Consider the following 21,637-nt stretch of genomic DNA (forward strand, 5'->3'; position numbering starts at 1 on the left):
GGGCTATGCGCCGGCGGGATGCAACCTAGAAGGTCAGCATCCTGTCGGCGCGGGCAATAAGGTTGAGAAACTCCTTCATATTGGATAACGGAGCCAGCTCGCAGGTTACGTTATGGCGTTGAAGGCACTTGCCGCAGGCGATGATCCGGCCGCCGTTCTTGACAAACTCCGCCGCCTGCCCGAAAACGTCGTAGCTGTCACTCTCAATCTCTTCGATCTTGACGCCGTCCCCGATCAGGAAGACTTCCACCGCGTGACCGTCGGCCAGGGCGGCGTTGCCGAAGCGGAAACAGTCGTAAGCCTTCTGTTCATCGGCGCTTTGAAGCATGACCCCGATCAGCATTGCCTGTACCCCCCTCTTAATCTCCTGCTGATTGACGCCTAATCGCCCGGCGGACTTCGTCGTAAGTGGGCTTCGGTCCCAAAAACTCCGTCCCGACCTGCAGCTGCGGCGGGTCGGGGATGTCTTTTCTTCCTCCGATAGTGAGAAAACCCTTGTAGACCGTTTCCACGGAAATCAACTCTCCGAACTCTTCCTTAGCTCGCCCGGCCAAGGCCATCAGGTGCCTTCACCTGCCGCCCGCGGGCCGGTTACTGTAGACCACTACCTTGAGCACCTAGCTCACCCCCTTGTGTTCCCGACTATCGGCGGCGCCCGGCGCCCGCCCGCACCTGCGGCGGCCGAAAACCTTGCCGACGAGGGCATAGGTGGGGCAAAAGCCGAAGATCCCGGTCAGGAAGAACGCCAGGCCCAGGTAACCCCAGGGCGAGTGCGGGTCCAGGATGACAAGGCCCGCCACCGTGAGTCCTCCGGCGATACGGACGGTCCTTTCCAAAGGGCTCAGGTTGCGGGTCGGAATGGCATGGCGGACGTCCAGCAGGGTCAATACCTTCTGCGGGCAGACGTTCACGCAGCGCGCGCAGCCCATGCATTCGGTCGTCCGCAGCTCGCCCTTCATCCGGATCAACCGGCGGATGGGCACGCCCATGTCGCACTCGGCCTCACAGACCCCGCAGTCCTTGCACTTTTCCACGGCCGCCTTAATCCTGTAGAAGCCCACCAGGTTGAGGACACCCCAGGTGGCCGACCAGGGACAGCCCCAGCGGCAGAAACTGCGGTGACCGGTAAACGGGATGATGAGAAAACTGGCGTAATAGAGGACCAGTATCCAGTCGTACAGGCGGCGGCCGACCCGGTCGTAGGCGTGGGCGGGGTCGGCCAGCATCAGGACGAAATAGGCCCAGACCGCGACGAAGAGAATCCATTTGAGATGGCGCAGGCCCCACCAGAAATCCCCCTTCAGGGTGGCGTCCCGGAAGGCGAAGCCGATCGTCTCGCGGTCGAACACGCAGGGGCAGTTCCAGCCGCAGTCCACCCTTTTGCCGAGGAAGAAGACGGCGGTCAGCAACAGGAAGAACGGGAGCGAGCCCACCATGTGCACCGCGAGCACGGTCCTGGCGGTAGTCCCGTCGATAAAGGGCATTGTGGGGTAGAAGGCGGGAATGAGGACCCAGTAGAGGAAGAAAAGGCCGATCATCACCAGGACACGTTTTCTCTGGTAGGCGTCCTGCTCTGTGCGCAGCCGCCAGAGCCCGAAGAGGGGAATCAGGTATAGTTCAGGGTAGGCGTTAACCTGCACGGACCCGATGTGCAGAGGGTAAAGGTAACTTGACGCCAGCCAGATGAGAGCGGCCAGGGAGACGGCCTTCGCCGGCCGGCTGGTTTTCGCCTTAGCCATTGTTTCTCCCCCTTCCCTTGAAGGCCGTAAGCAGCACGTATCCGACCACGCCGTCGTCCACAAGTTGCCGGCCGCGGTTGAGCAAAGCCTTTGTCTGTTCCAGGTCGATATCGAGGTCAAGCTTCTTGAAGGCCTTGCCCAGTTCCAGAAGGAGAAACCTGGCCCGGATGGAGGCCAACAGTGCATGCAGGGCGTCATGGCGGTCCAGGACGGTGAACCCGGAAAAACCGGCTGCGCCGAGGATCTCGAGGTAGGCGGGGACGGGAAGGGCGTCGGCGATGCAGGCCGCGCGAAAGAGCAGCCCCTTCATGTCGCCGGGCAGGCGGTCCTGGTCGACGGTCATATCGCTGATGCCCAGGACCCCGCCGGGGCGAAGCGCCCGGTACATCTCCGCGGCCGCCGCGGGCTTATCGGGGAAGGTGCAGAAGGCGCACTCGGAGATCACGGCGTCGCAGGATCCACCAGGGACCGGCAGTTTTTCCGCGTCCCCCCGGACGAACTCGACCCGCCCGTCAAGCCCTTCAGCGGCCGCTTTGCGCCTGGCCCGGGCGATGTTTTCCGCTCCCAGGTCGACGCCGATGACCCGGCAGCCGAAAGCCCGGGCCAGGTAAAGGGCGGTGGCGCCGTTGCCGCAGGCCACGTCGAGAACGGTGCGCCCGCCGGTCAGGCCGAGCAGTTCGCCGAGTTCCCTCGTGAGGCCGAGTCCTCCGGGATGGAAGCTTTCTCCCAGGAGCATCCGCGCCAGGTCATGCTCGTAGAGGTTCACGCAGGCGCACTTGAAATTATCCATCCGACCTACCCCGTTCAAGATTGTTATAGACGCAAAAGGGGACGATGCGGCCGTCGGGCAGGAGCTGGTGGATGCAGCACTTCTTTGCCCGCTTGAGGTCGAAACTGTGGCGGTCCATCAAGGCGTGCACACCGACCATCGTGATCGCATCCTCCAGCTCTTTCAACACTTCGGGGGCGACCCCGCAACAGCAGGCGAAGTCTTTCAGTGTCCGGTCCGACCCGGGGGTGGCGCCGGCCGACCAGAGGTTTTCGAGAGCCGCCTGCGTCAGGGGGTCGAGGTTGGTGATGATCCGGTTCTTGAAGTAATCAAGGTAGTCGTCGACGTTGATCAGCCGGGGCAGGGTTGTGACCCCGTCATCGCTGTTGTAAACGTAAGTGACGCTGAAACAGGTCGGGAACGGGCAGGGAACGGGAATGAAGTCCCTCCGGGTGAGCAGGCCTCCGGTTTGCTCCTCGACGGCCCGGAGCACATCCGGAAGGGTGATCCTTTGGGTCGGCGTGAACGGCGGAAGATAACGCCCCGTGCAGGCCGCCGGCTGGAAGATCACACCCCTGATCCGGGGGTGCTCGATGGCGAAGCGGGTGATTTCTCCGATCTCGCCGTCGTTGACCCCCTCCACGACGGTTACGGCGAGTACGATGGTGAAGCCGTGAGAGGCCAGGCGGTCCACGGCCTTCATCTTGTCGGCGGCGAGGTCGCGCCCGCGGATCAGTTCGTAGGTCGCCGGCCGGAAGCCGTCGAATTGCAGGTAGACGCTCGGCTTGAGTTCGGCCAGACGCTCGACGAAGTCCGGGTCGCGGGCGATGCGCAGGCCGTTGGTGTTCAACTGCACGGTCCCGATGCCCATGTCCCGCGCGGCTGTGATGACGGCGAACAGTTCCGGGTGCAATGTGGGTTCGCCGCCGCTGATCTGGACGACCTCGGGTGAACCCTCGGCCGTACGGTACCGGGAGAGCATTTCACGCACCGTGGCCAACGGCACGTGGCGCACCGGGGCGGCGCCGGCCGCGGCGAAACAGACGGGGCATTCCAGGTCGCAGGCGTTGGTGATTTCGACCAGCGCCAGGCAGGTGTGCTGCTGGTGTTCGGGGCAAAGGCCGCAGTCGTGCGGGCAGCCCCGGGCCGTGCGGGAATGGAACCCGGCCGGGACGGCCCCCGGCTTGTTAAACATCAGGCTGAACCGGTAATGCTCCAGGTCGGACGACACCAGGGCCTCCGAATGGCCATGATCGGGGCAAAACTTGCGGAAGAAAACGCGGTTGTCCCGTACCAGGACGTCGGCGTCGACCAACCGCCCGCAGACGGGACAGAGGCTCCGGGCCACCTCCAGGAAAACCTCGGACCGGTTTTGCCTCATCGCTTCCTCTCCCCCCAATTCTTTGAGAACTAACCGGCGAGCCTTAAGGCTGACCCGGTCACTCCCGCCCGGTAACCTGCAGGCGGCCCTTCTCAGAGGTGAAAACGCCGATCACCGCCGCCGGCACTCCCTCCGCGCGCAGCGCCGCCAGCAGCCTGTCGGCCTTCTCTTCGCCGATCGCCATCAAGAGCCCGCCCGAGGTCTGCGGGTCGCAGAGGAGCAGCTTCATTTCCCGCTCCAGTCCGTCATCCCACTCCATGCGGTCGCGCAGGTAGCGGAGGTTGTGGTGCGTCCCCGCCGGCACCACGCCGGCCTCGATCAGGGCAGAGGCGCCTTCGATGACCGGGACACGGGAGGCCCAGAGACGTACGCCGACCTCCCCCCCGCCCAGCATCTCCCGCAGGTGGCCGAGCAGCCCGAAACCGGTGACGTCGGTGCAGGCGTGGACCCCGACGCGGGTCATGACTGCGGCGGCCTTGTCATTCAGGGCGGTCATTATCCGGACGACACGGTCAACCAAACCCGGCTCCGCCATCTGTCTGTCGATACCGGTGGTGATGGCTCCCGTCCCCAACGGCTTGGTCAGGACCAGCAGGTCCCCGGGCCGAGCTCCGGTGCGCCGGACGAGGCGTCGCGGGTCGACGGTCCCGGTGACGGCCAGACCGTACTTGGGGGCGTTATCGGCAATCGAGTGGCCGCCGGCGATGGTGACCCCGGCCTCGGCGGCCTTGTTCGCCCCGCCCTTGAGGATGGTCTCCAGAACCGAGAGAGGGAGGGATTGATTGGGAAAGCCCACGAGGTTTAGCGCCATAACCGGCCTGCCCCCCATGGCGTAGACGTCGCTGAGGGCGTTGGCCGCGGCGACCTGCCCGAAGACGTAGGGGTCGTTCACTACGGGTGTGATATAGTCCACCGTCTGGATTACGGCCAGATCTTCCGATAACCGTAAGACGGCGGCGTCGTCCCGGAGGTTGGTAAGGATGCGCGGATCACTGATGGAGGGCAGGACTTTGAGTACGCGTTCCAGGTCCGCCGGACCCATCTTGCATGCTCAGCCGGAACCGGGGGAGTACGAAGTGAGGTTGATGTTCGTAAGGATATCGTTCATGTTCATCCACTTCTTCCATCTTCCGGAGCCTGACGGTGGTCATTTACATCGTAGCCTTGCGGCCGCTATAATGCAAATATATAGTTTGCATATTACCTATGCACTGAGATTATAACAAAGGCGAGCGGAAGGTGATTTTATCCGCCTCGAACCCCTTTACTACTTCTACCTGGTCGCCCGGCGCCAAAGCTTCTCCCGCGCCGCCGAAGAGATGCACCTCTCGCAGCCGGCCGTCTCGCGGCAGGTCGCCAACCTGGAGGCCGACCTGGGCGTGAAGCTCTTCGTGCGGAACTCCCGGTCCATCGCCCTTACCGATGCGGGGGAGTGCCTCTACCGGCACGTCGACCAGATGATGGACCTGGTGGAGCAGGCGAAGAAGTTGATCTCGCAGATGGCCGATCTGGAACATGGGCGAGTGGCCGTGGGGGTTTGCGGTCTGGTCGGGACGTATATCCTGCCGCGCGTCCTGGCGCGCTTTAGCCAAAGCCACCCCGGTATCCAGGTTAGCCTGATGTTTGCCGGGGAGAGCCGGGTGTGCCGGATGGTCGGGGCCGGAGAGATCGACCTGGGCGTCATCGCCGGCGGAATGCCGGCCCCCGGCCTTCATCTGGAGCCTGTGCTGCGCGACAGGCTGGTAGTGGTGGCCCCGGCCGGGGCCTCGCCCCCGGTCGTTTTCACCCTTGGTCCCGACACCGCGGTCGGCAGGCTGGTCCGTGAACGCGAGGCATCGAGCGGGAACAGGATCGAGGTCGTAGACCACGTGGAAACGCTTAAAGCCATGGTTGCCGCCGGGCTGGGTAAGGGTTACGTGCCCGGTTTCGCCGTAGGGTCCGATTCCGGTTTTGTCTCCCCGAAGGGTGCCTGTGACATCCCCTTTGATATTAACCTGGTGTGGCCGAAGAACCGGTATAACAATCCGGCAACGCTGGTCCTGGCCAGCTTCTTACAGAAATACTTCGCTGATGTGCGGCGCGGCACTCAACCATTCTCTTAGCACGTAAGAACGGGGGCTCGCTGTCAAGCCCCCGCTGCCTTGATGCGGTTTCAATAAAGGAAAGCTTAGAGGCGTTTGACGCCGTCCGCCGTGACCTGGTCCGAGCCGCGTTCGACGAAGGTCTTGCAGCAGGTCTCCATGCAGGTCTTAACGGGCGTCACGGGGGCCCGGCCGGCGTCCGGGGCGTCGAAGGAGTCGGGCTTTTGCGCGCCCAGGGTGTCTGAGGTCACAATGATCTCCTCTGCCACGCAGAGGTTGTCCTGCGACCAGTAGTTTCAGTTGTTGACCGAACAGCGTATACGAGCAGCCATACCTGAACCTCCCCGCATTGATGATGGGCTATTATATCCTTCCAGACCCGCCATTATCCACAAACCGGGGTTTTTCGCCAACAATCCGCCCCGCGGGAACGTTTCTTGTCGAAATTGGCGGCAGGAAATCCGGCTGGGACAGTGAACATAGTTTAGGTGTGCAAAAGCAAACGGATTTGGCCGGACTCCGAACGTCAGGGAGGGGGTGCCGCCGGAAGCTTTTAAACCCTTTTACCTGAAGATGGCAGGCGTTTAGCGACTGGAGACTTATGACGAGAGGTGGAAGACAGCCTTGCTTAAATGGCGCCGTTTAATCCCGCTCCTGGTCCTCCTCCTTCTTGCCGCGGTATTCGTGGCCGGCTGCGGGCAGAAGAAGGATGAGGCCAAGACCCCCGCCCCGGCGGGAGAAGACAAGATGAAGGTCGGCTTTGTGTATATCGGCACTCCGGGTGACGCCGGTTTCACCTACGCCCACGAACAGGGGCGCAAGTATCTTGTTGAACAGTTGCCGTATGTGGAAACCGAGGTCGTGGAGAACGTGACCGACGCCGACGCCGAGCGGGTCATCACCCAGCTCGCTGAGAAAGGCTGCCGGGTTATCTTCACCACCAGCTTCGGTTTTATGGACCCGACGCTCAACGTCGCCAAGAAGTATCCCGATATCACTTTCCTACACTGTTCGGGCTACAAGACCAACGACAACATGGGGACCTACTTCGGCCGGATGTACCAGGCGCGCTACCTGACCGGGCTTGTGGCGGGCAAGATGACGAAGACCAACCTGATCGGTTATGTCGCCGCCTTTCCGATCCCGGAGGTCGTCCGCCAGATCAACGCCTTCACCCTCGGCGTCCGCCAGGTTAACCCCGAGGCGAAGGTCAAGGTCATATGGACCAACAGTTGGACCGACCCGGTCGCCCCTAAGGACGTGGCCAACACCCTGCTGGACGCCGGCGCCGACGTCATCGCGCAGCACCAGGATACTCCCAGCCCGCAGCAGGCCGCCGAGGCCCGCGGCAAATACTCCGTCGGCTTCAACAGCGACATGGCTCCCCTGGCGCCGAAGGCCGTCCTGACTTCGGCCGTCTGGAACTGGGGTCCTTACTACGTCAAGACCGTCGAGGAGATCAAGGCCGGCACCTGGAAGTCCGGCCAGTACTGGGGAGCGATGAGTGACGGCATCGTGGACATCACGCCCTTCGGGCCCATGGTCCCCGCTGACGTGAAGCAAATGGTCGAGGCCGAGAAGAAGAAGATCCTCAGCGGTGAATGGGACGTCTTCACCGGCCCGATTAAGGACCAGACCGGCAAGGAGCGGGTGGCCGCCGGCCAGAGGATGAGCGATAAGGAACTCCTGGAGTTCAGCTGGTTTGTGGAAGGTGTGGAAGGTACCATTCCCCAGAGCTAAGGGATGGAGAGGCGCCGGTGGGGAACCGCCGGCGCCTGAAACTGTAAGGGACGGGCGTGACGTGGACAAGTTTCTGGTCGAGATGCGAGGAATCACCAAGCGCTTCCCCGGGGTAACCGCGAACGATGCCGTCGACTTCACGGTGCGGGCGGGGGAGATCCATGCCCTCCTGGGGGAGAACGGGTCCGGCAAGAGCACCCTGATGTCCATCCTGGCCGGCCTCTACCGTCCCGACGAGGGACGGATCCTGGTCGCCGGGCGGCCGGCTGTGTTCCGTTCCCCGCGGGACGCCATCCTGGCCGGCATCGGGATGGTGCACCAGCACTTCAAGCTGGTGGAGACTTTCACCGCCGCCGAGAACATTGTCCTGGGCGACGACCGCACGCCCTTCGTCCCCCGCATGCGGGACATTGAGGAGCAGATCGCCCGCCTCTCGGCGTCCTACGGCCTGGCGGTGAACCCCCGGGCACGGGTCTGGCAGCTTTCAGTCGGAGAGCGGCAGCGGGTGGAGGTTGTGAAGATGCTGTTCCGGGGCTGCCGCATGCTGGTGCTGGACGAGCCCACGGCCGTGCTCACGCCCCAGGAGACCAGGGAGCTGTTCGCTACCCTGCGGCGGATGGCCAAGAACGGGCATGCCGTGGTCATCATCACCCACAAGCTGCAGGAGGTAATGGACCTGGCCGACCGCGTCACGGTTTTGCGCCACGGGCGTGTGGCCAATGGCTTCAAGCGCGGGGAGTTTAACGAGCGGGACCTCGCCCGGGCGATGGTCGGCCGCGACCTTAAGCCGCCTGCGGTCCGCGCGCTGCCCGCGCGGGGGGAGACCGTGCTGGAACTGCGGGACGTCCGCGTGCTGAACGACGCCGGCCTTCCCGGCCTCCAGGACCTTAACCTGACGCTCTCGGCCGGGGAAATCCTCGGAGTGGCGGGCGTCACCGGGAACGGGCAGCGGGAGCTGGCGGAGGTCGTCACCGGCCTGCGGCCGGCGGTTTCCGGGCGGATTCTTGTCGGGGGCCGGGACGTAACCAACCAGGGCCCCAGGGCCTTCATCGCCGCCGGGGTAGCCCATATTCCGGAAGACAGGTTACACACCGGTTTGGCCGCCGGACTCTCCGCGGTGGACAACCTGATCTTAAAAGAGTACCGTGCCCGGGGGCCGGGCCACGGCATTTTTCTCAACCGCAAGGAGGCACGACGGCGCGCCGAGCAGCTGGTGGCCGACTTCGACGTCCGCCTGGCGAGCATCGACGCGCCGGTAAGGCTCCTGTCGGGCGGCAACCTGCAGCGCCTGCTACTCGCACGCGAGATATCCTCACGTCCACGGGTCATTGTCGCCGCCTATCCGGCCCGGGGGCTGGACATCGCCGCCACGGAAAGTGTCTACAGCATCCTTGAGGAACAGCGGGGCCGGGGCGCGGCCATCCTCCTGATTTCCGAGGACCTGGACGAGATCTTCAGGGTAAGCGACCGGATCGCCGTCCTGTATAGCGGACGCCTGGCGGGGCCGGTGCTCCAGGCCTCCGCGACCGGCCATGAGCAGGTCGGGCTCTTGATGACCGGGGGCACGATGCGGGAGGTGGCGGCGGGATGAGCACCCTCGGGTGGCGCTTGCGGTGGGACAAGAAGCTGACCCCCTCCCCGTGGGCGGTCGTCCTCGTGCCGGCGCTGGCCGTTGTCCTGGCCCTGGCCGTGGGAGCGGTGTTCCTCATCCTTTCCGGCCGGGAGCCGCTTGCCCTCTACCGAGAGATGTTCAGCGGCGCTTTCGGTTCCGGTTACGGCCTGAGTGAAACCGTAGTCAAGGCCATCCCCCTGAGCCTGGCCGGGCTGGGATTGAGCCTCGCCTTCCGGATGCAGCTCTGGAACATCGGGGGTGAGGGCCAGCTCTACATGGGGGCCTGCGCCGCCACCGGGGTGGCCCTGGCCCTGGCGGGCCAGCCGGCCTGGGTGCTGCTGCCCCTGATGGTCCTGGCCGGGCTGGCGGCCGGGGGCGTGTGGGCCCTGCTGACGGCCCTGCCCCGGGCCTACCTCGGCGTCAACGAGATCATCACCTCCCTGATGCTCAATTACGTGGCCATCCTCTGGGTCGATTACCTGGTCTACGGGCCCTGGCGCGACCCGGCGGGCTTCAACTTTCCCCTGACGGCGACCTTCACGGAGGGGGCCGTCCTCCCGAGCCTGGGGGACACCCGCATCCATGCCGGTTTGCTCTTCGCGCTGCTGGCCGTCCTCATTCTTTATGTTATTCTTGAGCATACCCGCTGGGGGTTTGAGATCCGGGTCATCGGGGAAAGCGAGCGGGCGGCGCGCTACGCCGGGATGAAGATCACGCGGAATATCCTGCTCGTTATGCTCGTCAGCGGGGCCCTGTGCGGCCTCGCCGGGATGAGCGAGGTTTCCGGGCTCGCGCACCGTCTGCAGCCCGGTTTCTCTCCCGGGTACGGCTACACCGCGATCATCGTCGCCGTCCTGGCCCGCCTGAACCCGCTGGCGGTCCTGCCGGTAGCCTTTCTTTTCGGGGGCCTGCAGGTCGGCGGCTATATGGTCCAAACCGCCGGCGTGCCGGCGGCCATCGTGGCCATGCTTACCGGAGCCGTCCTGTTCTTCGTGTTGGGCGGGGAAATCCTGCTGCGTTACCGGTTCCGGCTGGTCCGGGGAGGGATGGCAACGTGAGCGGAGATTTCTGGGTGGCGCTCCTGGCCACCGCCGTGACGGCGGGGACGCCGCTCCTCTACGCCGCCCTGGGCGAGGTCCTGGCCGAGCGGGCCGGGGTGCTCAACCTGGGCGTCGAGGGGATGATGCTGGTGGGGGCGGTGGCGGGTTTCGCCGTGGCCCTGTATTCCGGCAACCCCTGGGCCGGGGTGCTGACCGCCACCCTCGCCGGGGGGGCCCTGGCGTTCATCCATGCCTGCCTGACCGTTACCCTGCGGGCCAACCAGGTCGTCAGCGGCCTGGCGTTAACCCTTTTCGGGACCGGGCTGTCCGGCTACCTGGGAAAACCGCTGGTCGGCCTACCTTTGCCGGAGGCCTTTAAGCCGGTCGCCCTGCCCGGGCTGTCCGAGATCCCGTTTTTGGGGCCCATCCTGTTCCGCCAGGACCCCCTGGTCCTGTTAAGCTACCTCCTGGCACCTCTGCTCTGGTTCCTGGTCTTTCGCACCCGCGCGGGGCTCCACCTGCGCGCCGTGGGTGAAAACCCGGCGGCCGCCGACTCCCTGGGGGTTAACGTCTTCGCCACCCGTTACCTCTATGTCGTCCTCGGCGGGATGCTGGCCGGCGTCGGGGGGGCTTACATCTCCCTGGCCTACGTCCCGACCTGGATGGAAAACATGACCGCCGGCCGGGGCTGGATCGCTCTGGCCCTGGTCATCTTCGCCACCTGGAACCCATTGTACGCCCTGGCCGGCTCCTACTTCTTCGGCGGTATCGACGCCCTGGGGTTCCGCCTGCAGGCACTCAACGTCAGCGTGGCACCCTACTTCCTCAAAATGTTGCCGTACCTCTTCACCGTGGGGGTCCTGGTCCTTGTGACCCGCAAGAGGTTCCTGATCCGCATCGGCGCCCCGCGGGCCCTCGGGCTGCCCTACGACCGCGAAGAACGCTGACTTAAGTAAAGGGTCAGACACCAAACTTAAAACTATGTATACCCCCAAGGAGTGATAGCATCGATGCGCCCGACCTGGGACGAAGTCTTTATGGACCTGGCCCGCCTGATGGCTCGCCGCTCCACCTGCCTGCGGCGGCAGGTCGGGGCGGTCCTGGTGCGCGACCACCGGGCCATCGCTTCGGGCTATAACGGCCCGCCGTCGGGGCTTCTACACTGCGCGGAGCGAGGAGGCTGCCTGCGCGAGCAGCTCGGGGTCCCGTCCGGCCACCGCCAGGAGATCTGCCGCGCCCTGCACGCCGAGCAGAACGTCGTCCTGCAGCTCGCTATCACCGGTCTGTCCGGGCGGGACACCACCCTGTATGTCACCCATTTCCCCTGTTTTACCTGCGCCAAGATGCTTGTCCAGCTCGGGGTGCGGGAGGTGGTCTACGCCGAGGGCTACCCCGACGATTTCAGCCGGGACATCCTAGAAGAGGCGGGGGTGGTCTGTCGTCCCTTCGCAAGAACGGAGTAAATGATATATAATAATATCATCATACATCCCGTAATCGAGGGTAAGGCAGGTGAACGAGGCAATGCAACGCGGTCTTACCGACTGGCAGGCCCAGATCCTTAAGGGTCTCGGACACCCGACCCGGGTGCGCATCATTGAGACCCTCCGCGGGGGCGAACGCTGTGTCTGCGAGATTATGGAAGAACTGGCCCTGGAGCAGTCCAATGTGTCACAGCACCTGGCCGTCCTGAAGAAGCTCGATATCCTGGCCTCGCGGAAGGACGGCCTGAAGATGATGTACCGCGTCCGGCACCCCCAGGTATTCACCATCCTCGACCTTTTGAAGACCATGATTGCCGCCCGCGCCCGGGAAACCCTGGCCGTTCTCAAAGAGGCAGGGGGAAAATAGGTTTTATACAGGAATATGGATTCCCGTCATCGAAAACTCATGTAATTCCGAGCTTGTGAGGTCGAGGGCTGATGCCGGACGGATGCCAGCACGTCGCCGGTGCGATCAAGATCGAGGATGAGCTTTTCCAGGCAAACGGTTACCGCGGGATTGAACAGACCCCGTCCTACAGCGTTCTTCCGGGCAGCTTGCCCATCCTTCTCTCCGCCCCCCACGCCGTCAAGCACTTCCGCCGGGCGAACGACGAGCCCAAGGAAGAGGACGAGTTCACCGGGGCGATCGTGCGCCTGCTGCACGACCTGACGGGCTGCTCCATCATTCATGCCGCCTATGCCGACCAGGACGCCAACTTCTATGATGACTGCCCTTATAAGGAAGGCTTGCGAAGCCTGGTGATAGAGCGGGGGATCAAGCTGGTCCTCGATATCCACGGCGCCGCCGCCTGGCGATCCTTTGACATCGACATCGGCAGCTGCAAGGGCGCCGCCCTCCTCGGGCGGGGTGACATCCTGCCGCCTCTCCTGGACGCCTTCCGCCGCCACGAGATCAACGGGGTCTTCGTGGACAGCGTATTTTCCGGCTGCGGCCAGGCCACCGTCACCCGCTTCGCCAGCGAGGTGCTTTGCGTCCCGGCCCTGCAACTGGAGATCAACAAGCGCTTCCGCGACCCGGAAAACCACCCGCAGGAATTCGAGAGTCTGATCGAAGCCCTGGAGGACTACCTAAAGGGTGTTCAATCCCTTTTGTAGAACTGCTAATGATTGAACGGAACTTTGATATCCCCTTCGTAGCCGCTATGGCTCTTCGGGAAAAACAGATTCAGCAGAATTACCGCCCGGTTATCGCCGTCCACAAGTGGTTCGCCCGGCGACCGGGCACACTTTTCCGCGCGCTTCTCCTGGCTGAATTCACCCAGGGACCATTAAGGGAAACCTACTTTCAACCCCACCGCCTTGAGGGAATCAGGGTGGCAGATCCTTTTATGGGCGGAGGCACCCCTCTCATTGAGGCTAACCGCATCGGCTGCGGTATCATCGGCTACGACATTAACCCAATGGCCTATTGGATTGTCCGTCAGGAAATCGAACGCCTGGATCTTGACGCCTACCGCTTGGCGGCGGCGCAACTTCGCCAGGAGCTTGAAAAACAGGTTGGAAGGTTCTATCGGACCCGTTGTCTCGAATGCGGTTCTCCCGAGGCGTATGTCAAGTACTTTATCTGGGTCAAGACCCAACACTGTGTAAAATGCGGCCGGGAATTTGAACTTTTTCCCGGATACCTGCTGGCTGAAAACAGGCGGCATCCCCTCAATGTAATCATTTGCAGGAACTGTGGGGAGTTAAACGAAGTGCCGGACCGCAAGGCTCCCGGTGACTGTCGTGTCTGCACGCAACCGTTGCAAGTTAGCGGCCCCGCACGCCACAACCGTTGTACCTGTCCACATTGCGGTCACATCAACTCATATCCTAACCCGGCGGCCGGTCCGCCCACCCACCGTATGGTAGCCATTGAATATCATTGTCCGTCCTGCAAACCCCACCATCGAGGGCGATTCTTTAAAAAACCTGACGGGGATGATTTATCCCGGTACGCTGAAGTAGAAGCTATGTGGACACAAACCACCCCGTTGTACACGCCGGACGAAGAAATCCCGGCGGGTGATGAAACGGACCGCCTCCACCGGTGGGGTTACCGGCGGTACCGGGAGATGTTTAACGGGCGTCAGTTATTGGGTTTGGAATTGAGTTGCCGGTTAATCGCCAAGGTACACGATGAGCGGGTTAGAAATGCCCTGGCGACTAACCTATCCGACCTGTTGCGCTACCAGAACATGCTCTGCCGCTACGATACTATGGCCCTGAAGTCCTTGGACATTTTCTCAGTCCACGGCTTTCCAGTGGGTTTGATCCCGTGTGAATCCAATCTGCTGGGTATCCCCAACGGGTTACCGGGCACCAATGTGGGCAGCGGAGGATGGTCAAACATCGTAGACAAGTATGCCCGGGCCAAGGCTTATTGCGAAAATCCCTACGAAATCCGCTACCAAAACGGGCGAAAGATACTGGATAAAATTCCCGGGGAATGGATCGGCGATTACCGGGATTCAACCATCCCCGCGGAAAGGCGGGAAGTCAGGCTACATTGCGGGAGTTCAACCCTTGCTGAGATTCCTCCCGCATCTCTTGATGCTGTAGTTACGGACCCTCCGTATTTTGCTAATGTGCAGTACGCGGAGTTGATGGACTTTTGCTATGTTTGGTTACGTCGCCTGGCGATAGACGTCGGAGACGCTTTCCGGAGGATGTCAACGCGTGATCCTAACGAACTAACCGGGAATGCGACCCTGGGGCGGGACTTAAACCATTTCACGGAGGGAATGAGCACCGTTTTCCGCCGCATGGCACAAGCCCTGAAGCCCGGTGCGCCCTTAGTGTTTACTTATCACCATAACGCAATAGATGCCTATTACCCTATTGCCGTCGCCATTCTGGACGCAGGCCTGACCTGCTCTGCTTGCCTCCCCTGCCCGGCCGAAATGGGCGCCTCGATACATATCAACGGGACAGCGTCTTCTATCGTCGATACGGTCTTTATCTGTCGGTCGACCGGTTCCGTTCCCCGGCGGACGATTGTCACCAAGCCGGAGGATCTGGCCCGGTTGGTTCTTGCAGATCTTGAGCAGCTACAGGCTGGTGACGTCAAGCCTACTCACGGCGACATCCGTTGTATCACGTACGGCCACTTGGTTCGATTGGCGATCTGGCACTTGCGTGCCTTGTGGCAAAAAGATGGCACGACACCGGAGAAGTTAACCTTAATTGCAAAGGCCATTGCCGATCTCGGCGGGCCTGGCGGTGTACAGAGCTATCTCTCGGATGCCTTATCCTCACTTCCGCGAAACCGTCGTGCAACCGCTCACGAAGCGACAACCATTTACGAGGTCGATACCGATGAAATACCCTTTTGAGGTTTCCCCTCAAGAACTTAAAGATAACCTGGATACCTTTGTGTCAGTGGTCTTTTCTACCCTTGAGTCCGAGTTTCTGGTGCTTCCACGGGGTGTCGGATTCATCGACTATCCCGTGTTCGAAGAGGCATATGAGAAGCTCAAACGTGTTACGTCCGGATTTCGTGTATTGACCGCTGAGAGAGTGTTCAGTGCCGTTCTGGAGAAACCTGTTGCTCTCATTGTCTTAAGGGCCATCATTGGTATCACTCCTTCTGAGTGGGCTTACCTTACTACACAGCGGACGAATGTTGCAGTTTCCCAAAGTTCCGCCCGGGCTCTAGATCGGGCGGTGCGTATGGATCCCAAAAACCCGATCCGAGGTAAGAATAGATTACGGTGGGCCAGAGCCATGGTTGACGCTGCCTGTGCCCTGCTTAGTTCTAAAATCCCTACGGTTGGGCCTAACCACATTCACCGCCTGGAAAAGGTGGATACCAAAAATGGACCGGAGGGGATTCGGGCGGCGGCAGAGTTGGGCGTTCCCTACGCAATGTTATTGTACGAACGTTTTCTTGGGCGACCGTTTGCCGGACATCGTGACTCGGTATCGGAATTGATCGGCGATGGGCTGGAAACGGTAATTGAAAATCTTTTGTCGAAAGCGGGTGTCAGCTACCGTAAAACAAAAAGGGCGGAACGCATAGAGGGTTTCGACCAGGCACCGGATTTCATTGTACCCAGCGAATTCAACCCCCGGGTTGTCATTGAGGCCAAGATTTGCGAGGACGATGGTACAGCCCGAGACAAGGTTACGCGCATCCAACACCTGGCGGAACTCAGCCTTAAGGGGCGGCCAGCCGGTTCGCCCCGGTTCGAAGTCGTAGCGTGTATTGGTGGACGGGGGTTTGGGGTACGGCGCGAGGACATGAGGAAGCTCCTGTTAGCAACGCACGGAAAAGTCTTCACCCTCGAAACACTTGACCGCCTGGTCGATTATACCGGGCTGAAGGAATTCAGGACCAGGGAACCCTAGATTTTTTATGGTTGATGACAACGTCGGCCGCCGGGTTTCTATCCTGTCTTGCTGTTTTTCAGGTACTGCCGCCACAGTACCCAGGCCAGCAACAGAAGACCGCCGGCCAGAAGCAGTTCGTCCGCGTATCGCGCCAGAAACTCCTCCGCTTGTTCCCCCGCCAGCATGATGACCAGGGCTTCGGCGATAAAGCGCGTTCCCCGGCCGAAGAGGGAACCCAGGATCACCGGGCGGGCGGCGACTCCGAAGACGCCGGAGGCAATGGTGAAGAACTTGTAGGGAGCCGGCGTGAGGGCGGCAAGGCCGACGGCCCACCCGCCGTAGCGCTGGAACCAGTTTTCCAACAGCTGGGCTTTACGGCCCGACGCCAGCCGCTCCAGCAAGGGCCGGCCGGCCTTCAAACCTATCCAGCGCCCGAAAAGCCCCCCGGCGGTTGACGACAGCGTGGCCGCCAAAGCGTAAAAGAGGGCGAGGGTGGGGTTGATGAGGGCCATCGGTATGAAGAGAACCTCCGGGAACACGGGTAAAAAGGACGCCTCGGCGAAGGTCAGGGCAATCAAGCCCCACAGGCCGTAAGCCGCAAGGAAATCGGTGATATCCTGAACCAAGCCCGCGGACAGGAACTCCGTACCAAACACCCGCCTTGACATCTTGGGAGCCGAGTACGTTTTTACTACTATATACCCTTTCTGGCGAAAAGCCCGGTAACCTCTCTGCATCCAGAATTATCTCGGCCACCGTTGCGGCGCCCGTCAGGAGGAAAAACCTGGTCGGCAGAGAAATGGACCTTAGGGAACCCTCCCTACCCGCAATGCGGCAGGCCGATGACGGCCGGAGGAAGGGCGATCCTTTGGGATTGAAGAGGATACTTGTCCTTTATCCTTAAGTGGAGATTTAATTGCCGGGGAACAATAGCGATCACAGAGGAGGTTCGGGCATGCCAAACCTGTTCAGCGCATTGGAAACGCCCAAGCTGAGCTTAAAGAACCGCATCGTTATGCCGCCGATGGCCAACAACCTTTGTGCGGAAAACGGGGCCGTCAACGACATCCTGATCGCCCACTACCAACGGCGGGCGGAGGCCGAAGTGGCCCTGCTGATCGTGGAGCACAGCTATGTGCTTCCTTCGGGGCGCGCCGGCAGAAAACAACTGGGCATTCATGATGATGCGCTGGTCGCGGGGCTAAGGAGACTGGTCGACGAGGTGCACCGGCGGGGGGCAAAGATCGGCATCCAGATTACCCACGCCGGCAGCAATACCAGCAGCGAGGTGCTCGGCCATCAGCCGCTGGCCCCATCACCGGTGCCTCACCCGAGCAAGCGGTATAACGAGGTACCGAAGGAACTTTCCAAGGATGAGCTGGGTACGATAAGGGAGTCCTTCGCCGCCGCCGCCCGGCGCGCCAAGGAGGCCGGCTTTGACATGGTGGAGATCCACGGGGCCCACGGGTACCTGCTCAACCAGTTCTTCTCTCCCTTGACCAACCGGCGCGACGACGAATACGGAGGCTCGTTTGAGAACCGGCTGCGCTTTCCGCGGGAAGTGGTCGCGGCGGTGCGGCAGGCTGTGGGGGAGACTTTCTGTATCTTTTACCGCTTCGGCGCGGATGATCAGATGGCGGGCGGCATAACGACCGATGACGCCCGCAGGGCCGCTCCCCTGCTGGTCGAAGCGGGGGTGGATGTCCTGGACCTCTCGGGGGGCATGTGCGGCGCATCGTCGAAGACGGGTACCGGCTTTTTCAACTATTTGGCCGAGGCCGTCAAGCCGGTGGTTAATGTCCCGGTGATGGTCACCGGTGGGTTGGGCGACCCGCGGCAGGCCAACCGTGTCATTGAAGAAGGTATCGCCGACCTGGTGGGCATCGGGCGCGCCCTGCTGGCGGACCCGGAGTGGGCCCTGAAGGCGAAAACGGTTGTCAACGGGTAGCGCCATCCGTCCCGGGTGCCACCGCAGATCACAGGGGGCCGCCTTTGGCGGCCCCTTTAACCTGATATTCTTTCTACCGCGCGCTCACGCGCGGCAGGTGGTTCACCTTCGTCTCCTCGGCCCATTTCAGGATGCGGCGCAGGGTCTCTGCACGCCGGGCTTCGATGGCCTTGAAGTCCATCGCCGGCACGTAAAAGCCCTCCATATAGTCGTGGGTCAGCTTGGCCTGGCGGATGTAGTCGATGCCGCGCGCCAGGGCGGCACGGAAGCGGCTTCCGGCGTCCATCAGGGCCGCGATATAGATCTCCAGGGCCTGACGGTCCACCCAGCGGTCGAAGTCGATTTCGGTTACCGCCGGGCCGTTCCCCGGCGGTTTGAAGTCCACCTCTTCGGTCTGCTTCAGGAAGGCGGCGCGGACCTCCGGGACCACCAGCAGCTCGATCTCCTCCGGGATGAAGGCGCAGTGATAGACCTCGGTGTCCAGCCCCCGCCCTTGGGCGTATTGGGCCAAGCGGGCGAGAGCCGTTGCCCGGCCGCTGCCGGGTGAGCCCTTGAACAGGAAGAGCCGCCCGTTTTCGGGCAGCAGGGTCTCGATGTGGTGGACCACCCCCTCGGGGGAGATGGCCGTCGCGAAGAGGTGCCGGACCGTCGGGAAACGCTCGTATTGTGCCGGGGCGGCGTCTAAGACCTCGCGTTCCAGCTTGGCGACGGCCCGGTTGACCTTGGCGAAAGCGGTGCATTCGGAGATGTAGCTCTCCATCTCGTCGCGGATGACCTTGGCTTCGGCGAGCTGGCTGTAGGCCGTGCGGAAAAGGCGCGCCACCCGCCGGTTGGCGGCCAGGATATGTTCCTTGTCGGCTCTCAGCTTCCCTTCGTCCCAGTAGTCCCCAAGATGGATGATCTCGTCCACCGCTCCGGGGTTCTTCGGGTCGACGATGTGCGGGGCGGTGCCGTCGATGAGCGCGACGCCGATGGCCGGGATAACCACTCCGTCCAGGGAGCCGTTATCGGATGAGCAGCAGTGATGCTCGATGTCGTACCCGCGCTGGAGCATTTCCTCGCCGATCCAGTGCATGAAGGTCGACTTGCCCACGCCCGGCCCGCCCTTGATGACCAGGATGCGGGTGGCGTCGGGGGTGATGATGTGGTCGTAATACGAGTAGAAACCCTTGCAGGTGTTGCCGCCCGGGAAAACTTTCTTTAACCCGCCTCTCGGCATTGCATAATCCTCCTTTACGGTGTCCGCCGTTCGTATCTTTATCTCCATCCGGGTAGTAGTAGGTACTTAATTCCTATGAGGAACGTTGCCGAACCTTTCACCGGAAAGGAAGATAGGGTCATGGATGATACTTCCTTGGGCGACTCATCGAATGACCACCCCGTACTCCCGGAGCCATAAGTCGACCTGGGCCAGGTAGGCCAGCAGCTGCGGGCCGGTCATGAGCTGGCCGTACCAGGGGATGTTAAGGCTTTCCGCCAAGCGGGCGACATCCCGTACGGCCTCCACGTTGACCAGAGACCGCAGGGGCGAGGCGGGGTCTTCGAGGATGCGCAGGACCCAGTTGCGGACAGCGTCCAGGTAGGCCGGATGATGCGTCTTCGGGTAGGGGCTCTTGCGTCGCCCCAGAACGTCGTTGGGGAGGACGCCGGCCAGCGCCCGCCGCAGGAGACCCTTGGCCCTTCCGTCACAGCTTTTTATCACCCACGGGACATTCCAGACATACTGGACCAGGCGGTGGTCGCAGTAAGGCACCCGGACCTCCAGCCCGACGGCCATGCTCATGCGGTCCTTGCGGTCGAGGAGCGTGGGCATAAACCTGGTCAGGCTCAGGTAGGAAATCTCGCGAATGCGCGCCTCGCGGGGGTCCTCCCCCGGGAGGCGGGGCACCTCGGACAAGGCCTCATGGTAGCGTTCGGCCATATACTCCTCCGGGCGGATAAGGGCGGCCAGCTCGGGCGAGAGCAGGCGCGCCCGCTCCCGCGTCATCCGTGCCCAGGGGAAAGCGCTGTCAGCATTCAGGTCTTCCTCCCGGCGGAACCAGGGGTAGCCGCCGAAGACCTCGTCGGCGGCCTCGCCGGAGAGGGCGACGGTGGCCTCCCGCTTCACCTCCCGGCAGAAGAGATACAGCGAAGAGTCGACGTCGGCCATCCCGGGCAGGTCCCGGGCGCGGACCACCACCTTTAAGGCCTCGGCCAGTTCGGGGGTATCGATCAGGACCGTCCGGTGGCGTGTACCAAGAAAGGCCGAGACCCGGCGTGTCCAGGGAGCGTCGGCGTCCGGCTGGAACTCGTTGGGGGCGAAGTAACGGTCGTTCTCGGCATAGTCGACGGAGTAGGTGTGGACCGCTCCGAAACCGGCCCGGGTGAAGGCTTCGGCGGCGAAGGCGGTGACGGCGCTGGAGTCCAGTCCCCCGGAGAGCAAGACGCAGACCGGGACATCGGCGACGAGCTGCCGTTCCACCGTGTCCCGGAGTAGATCCCGGACATGGGCGACGGTGGCTTCCAGACCGTCCCCGTGGGGCCGGCTCTCAAGGGTCCAGTAGCGGTGGTGGTGCAGGCCCTTCCGGTCAAAAAGAAGCCAGCACCCCGGCTTGACCTCCGCGACGTTCTGAAAGACACCGTGTCCCGGTGTACGCCCCGGGCCCATGACGAAGATCTCGGCCAGCCCTTCGGCGTCCACCGCCGGCTCGACCGCCGGGTGGGCGAGGAGGGCCTTCAGCTCGGAACCGAAGAGCAGGCCATGGCCTCGCTTCGCATAGAAAAGGGGTTTCACGCCCAGCCGGTCGCGGGCCAGAAACAGGCTTTGGCTCTTCTCACTCCAGACGCCGAAGGCGAAGATCCCGTTCAGCCGTTCGACGCATCCCGGTCCCCATTCGATATAGGCGGTGAGGAGTACTTCGGTATCCGAGTGTCCCTGGAAGGTATACCCCCGCACGTCCAGTTCCCGTCGCAGGTCGGGTGTGTTATAAAGCTCACCGTTATAGACGATGACAAAAGCGTCTTTACCCCGGCGGCGGACCATCGGCTGGCCCCCGCCGGCCGGGTCGACCACCACCAGCCGCCGGTGGGCCAGGCCGGCATGGGGCGAAAGCCAGATCCCACCGTCATCCGGCCCGCGGCAGGCCAGGGTCGCGCCCATGGCCTCCACGACATCCCTCTCCTGTGTAAGGTCCAGTTCCCAGTCGATCCAACCCGCGATCCCGCACATTACGCTCCATCCCTCCATTGCTCCGGAAAACAAGAGGCGCCATGAGTGGGGTACACTCATGGCGCCCTTGCCATGGGTCATCGCTTGACTCCGTCGTTACTCACATCCTATGAAGGCGGGCGCCCCTCTTGCGCATAAACGGCGGATATTCCCACGGGCCAAATATTTCCTTTCCGATGCCGGAGAAAAAAGTGGTTGACAGATCCCGCCGTCCGAGTATAATCAGAGCATAAAGATACAACGCTGTATCAAAGGCCGATGAAGGCGTCCTGAGCGAACAGGGCGCCTTCTCTTTTCCCGGGA

The 21,637-nt window shown here is 62.4% G+C and carries 19 protein-coding genes and 1 pseudogene; 11 read left to right on the forward strand and 9 right to left on the reverse strand.

The genetic code is table 11. The features are described 5' to 3' along the window. Positions 1-25: 25 nt before the first annotated feature. From QMC81_00780 to selD, 5 genes are all read right to left on the reverse strand, one after another. The gene (locus tag QMC81_00780) at positions 26-343 is read right to left on the reverse strand and encodes a DsrE family protein (GenBank protein MDI6906006.1); all 318 of its coding nucleotides are present in this window, start codon (positions 341-343) and stop codon (positions 26-28) included. A gap of 274 nt (positions 344-617) precedes the next feature. After that, positions 618-1,739 (reverse strand): DUF2892 domain-containing protein, encoded by a 1,122-nt coding sequence (locus QMC81_00785; protein MDI6906007.1) that lies wholly within the window; start codon positions 1,737-1,739, stop codon positions 618-620. Then, positions 1,732-2,529 carry a methyltransferase domain-containing protein gene (locus QMC81_00790; protein MDI6906008.1) on the reverse strand — a complete coding sequence of 266 codons (798 nt, stop codon included), beginning with the start codon at positions 2,527-2,529 and terminating at the stop codon, positions 1,732-1,734. Before QMC81_00790 ends, QMC81_00785 begins: the two co-directional genes overlap by 8 nt. After that, entirely contained in the window at positions 2,522-3,889 is a 1,368-nt protein-coding gene (locus QMC81_00795) for a radical SAM protein (GenBank protein ID MDI6906009.1), read from the reverse strand. Before QMC81_00795 ends, QMC81_00790 begins: the two co-directional genes overlap by 8 nt. Before the next feature lie 58 nt (positions 3,890-3,947). Beyond that, complete coding sequence (gene selD, locus QMC81_00800; GenBank protein ID MDI6906010.1) at positions 3,948-4,997, reverse strand: selenide, water dikinase SelD; 1,050 nt, start codon at positions 4,995-4,997, stop codon at positions 3,948-3,950. A gap of 139 nt (positions 4,998-5,136) precedes the next feature. On the opposite strand from selD, the gene QMC81_00805 reads away from it, so the two are divergent. Beyond that, complete coding sequence (locus QMC81_00805) at positions 5,137-5,991, forward strand: LysR family transcriptional regulator (protein MDI6906011.1); 855 nt, start codon at positions 5,137-5,139, stop codon at positions 5,989-5,991. Between the two features lie 65 nt (positions 5,992-6,056). Here QMC81_00805 and QMC81_00810 read toward each other — a convergent pair. After that, positions 6,057-6,251 (reverse strand): annotated as a pseudogene (locus QMC81_00810) (DUF1540 domain-containing protein). Positions 6,252-6,594: 343 nt separating this feature from the next. On the opposite strand from QMC81_00810, the gene QMC81_00815 reads away from it, so the two are divergent. The 9 genes from QMC81_00815 to QMC81_00855 all read left to right on the forward strand — a co-directional run bounded on the left by QMC81_00815 (position 6,595) and on the right by QMC81_00855 (position 16,196). Next, positions 6,595-7,710: a BMP family ABC transporter substrate-binding protein gene (locus QMC81_00815; GenBank protein MDI6906012.1), complete on the forward strand. Its 1,116-nt coding sequence runs from the start codon at positions 6,595-6,597 to the stop codon at positions 7,708-7,710. A 61-nt stretch (positions 7,711-7,771) separates the two neighbouring features. Then, on the forward strand, positions 7,772-9,301 hold the full coding sequence (locus QMC81_00820) for an ABC transporter ATP-binding protein (GenBank protein MDI6906013.1): 1,530 nt from the start codon (positions 7,772-7,774) through the stop codon (positions 9,299-9,301). Continuing rightward, positions 9,298-10,380 carry an ABC transporter permease gene (locus tag QMC81_00825; GenBank protein MDI6906014.1) on the forward strand — a complete coding sequence of 361 codons (1,083 nt, stop codon included), beginning with the start codon at positions 9,298-9,300 and terminating at the stop codon, positions 10,378-10,380. Before QMC81_00820 ends, QMC81_00825 begins: the two co-directional genes overlap by 4 nt. Next, complete coding sequence (locus tag QMC81_00830) at positions 10,377-11,309, forward strand: ABC transporter permease (protein MDI6906015.1); 933 nt, start codon at positions 10,377-10,379, stop codon at positions 11,307-11,309. The genes QMC81_00825 and QMC81_00830 overlap by 4 nt, the downstream gene beginning before the upstream one ends. A 63-nt stretch (positions 11,310-11,372) precedes the next feature. Beyond that, on the forward strand, positions 11,373-11,825 hold the full coding sequence (locus QMC81_00835) for a cytidine/deoxycytidylate deaminase family protein (protein MDI6906016.1): 453 nt from the start codon (positions 11,373-11,375) through the stop codon (positions 11,823-11,825). A gap of 61 nt (positions 11,826-11,886) precedes the next feature. Beyond that, positions 11,887-12,213 (forward strand): metalloregulator ArsR/SmtB family transcription factor, encoded by a 327-nt coding sequence (locus QMC81_00840; protein MDI6906017.1) that lies wholly within the window; start codon positions 11,887-11,889, stop codon positions 12,211-12,213. A 71-nt stretch (positions 12,214-12,284) separates the two neighbouring features. Next, positions 12,285-12,962: a hypothetical protein gene (locus QMC81_00845; protein ID MDI6906018.1), complete on the forward strand. Its 678-nt coding sequence runs from the start codon at positions 12,285-12,287 to the stop codon at positions 12,960-12,962. Positions 12,963-12,970: 8 nt separating this feature from the next. Continuing rightward, positions 12,971-15,181 (forward strand): DUF1156 domain-containing protein, encoded by a 2,211-nt coding sequence (locus QMC81_00850; GenBank protein ID MDI6906019.1) that lies wholly within the window; start codon positions 12,971-12,973, stop codon positions 15,179-15,181. Continuing rightward, positions 15,165-16,196, forward strand: a complete 1,032-nt coding sequence (locus QMC81_00855; protein MDI6906020.1) for a hypothetical protein — start codon at positions 15,165-15,167, stop codon at positions 16,194-16,196. The genes QMC81_00850 and QMC81_00855 overlap by 17 nt, the downstream gene beginning before the upstream one ends. A gap of 38 nt (positions 16,197-16,234) precedes the next feature. Here QMC81_00855 and QMC81_00860 read toward each other — a convergent pair whose 3' ends face one another. Next, entirely contained in the window at positions 16,235-16,834 is a 600-nt protein-coding gene (locus tag QMC81_00860; protein ID MDI6906021.1) for a VTT domain-containing protein, read from the reverse strand. Positions 16,835-17,133: 299 nt separating this feature from the next. On the opposite strand from QMC81_00860, the gene QMC81_00865 reads away from it, so the two are divergent. Further along, positions 17,134-18,126 carry an NADH:flavin oxidoreductase gene (locus tag QMC81_00865; GenBank protein ID MDI6906022.1) on the forward strand — a complete coding sequence of 331 codons (993 nt, stop codon included), beginning with the start codon at positions 17,134-17,136 and terminating at the stop codon, positions 18,124-18,126. 73 nt (positions 18,127-18,199) lie between these two features. Here QMC81_00865 and QMC81_00870 read toward each other — a convergent pair whose 3' ends face one another. Further along, entirely contained in the window at positions 18,200-19,345 is a 1,146-nt protein-coding gene (locus QMC81_00870; protein MDI6906023.1) for a PRK06851 family protein, read from the reverse strand. A gap of 144 nt (positions 19,346-19,489) precedes the next feature. Then, on the reverse strand, positions 19,490-21,334 hold the full coding sequence (asnB, locus tag QMC81_00875; protein ID MDI6906024.1) for an asparagine synthase (glutamine-hydrolyzing): 1,845 nt from the start codon (positions 21,332-21,334) through the stop codon (positions 19,490-19,492). Positions 21,335-21,637: the final 303 nt, after the last annotated feature.

The organism is Thermoanaerobacterales bacterium (genome assembly GCA_030019475.1).
Classification (GTDB): domain Bacteria; phylum Bacillota; class Desulfotomaculia; order Desulfotomaculales; family JASEER01; genus JASEER01.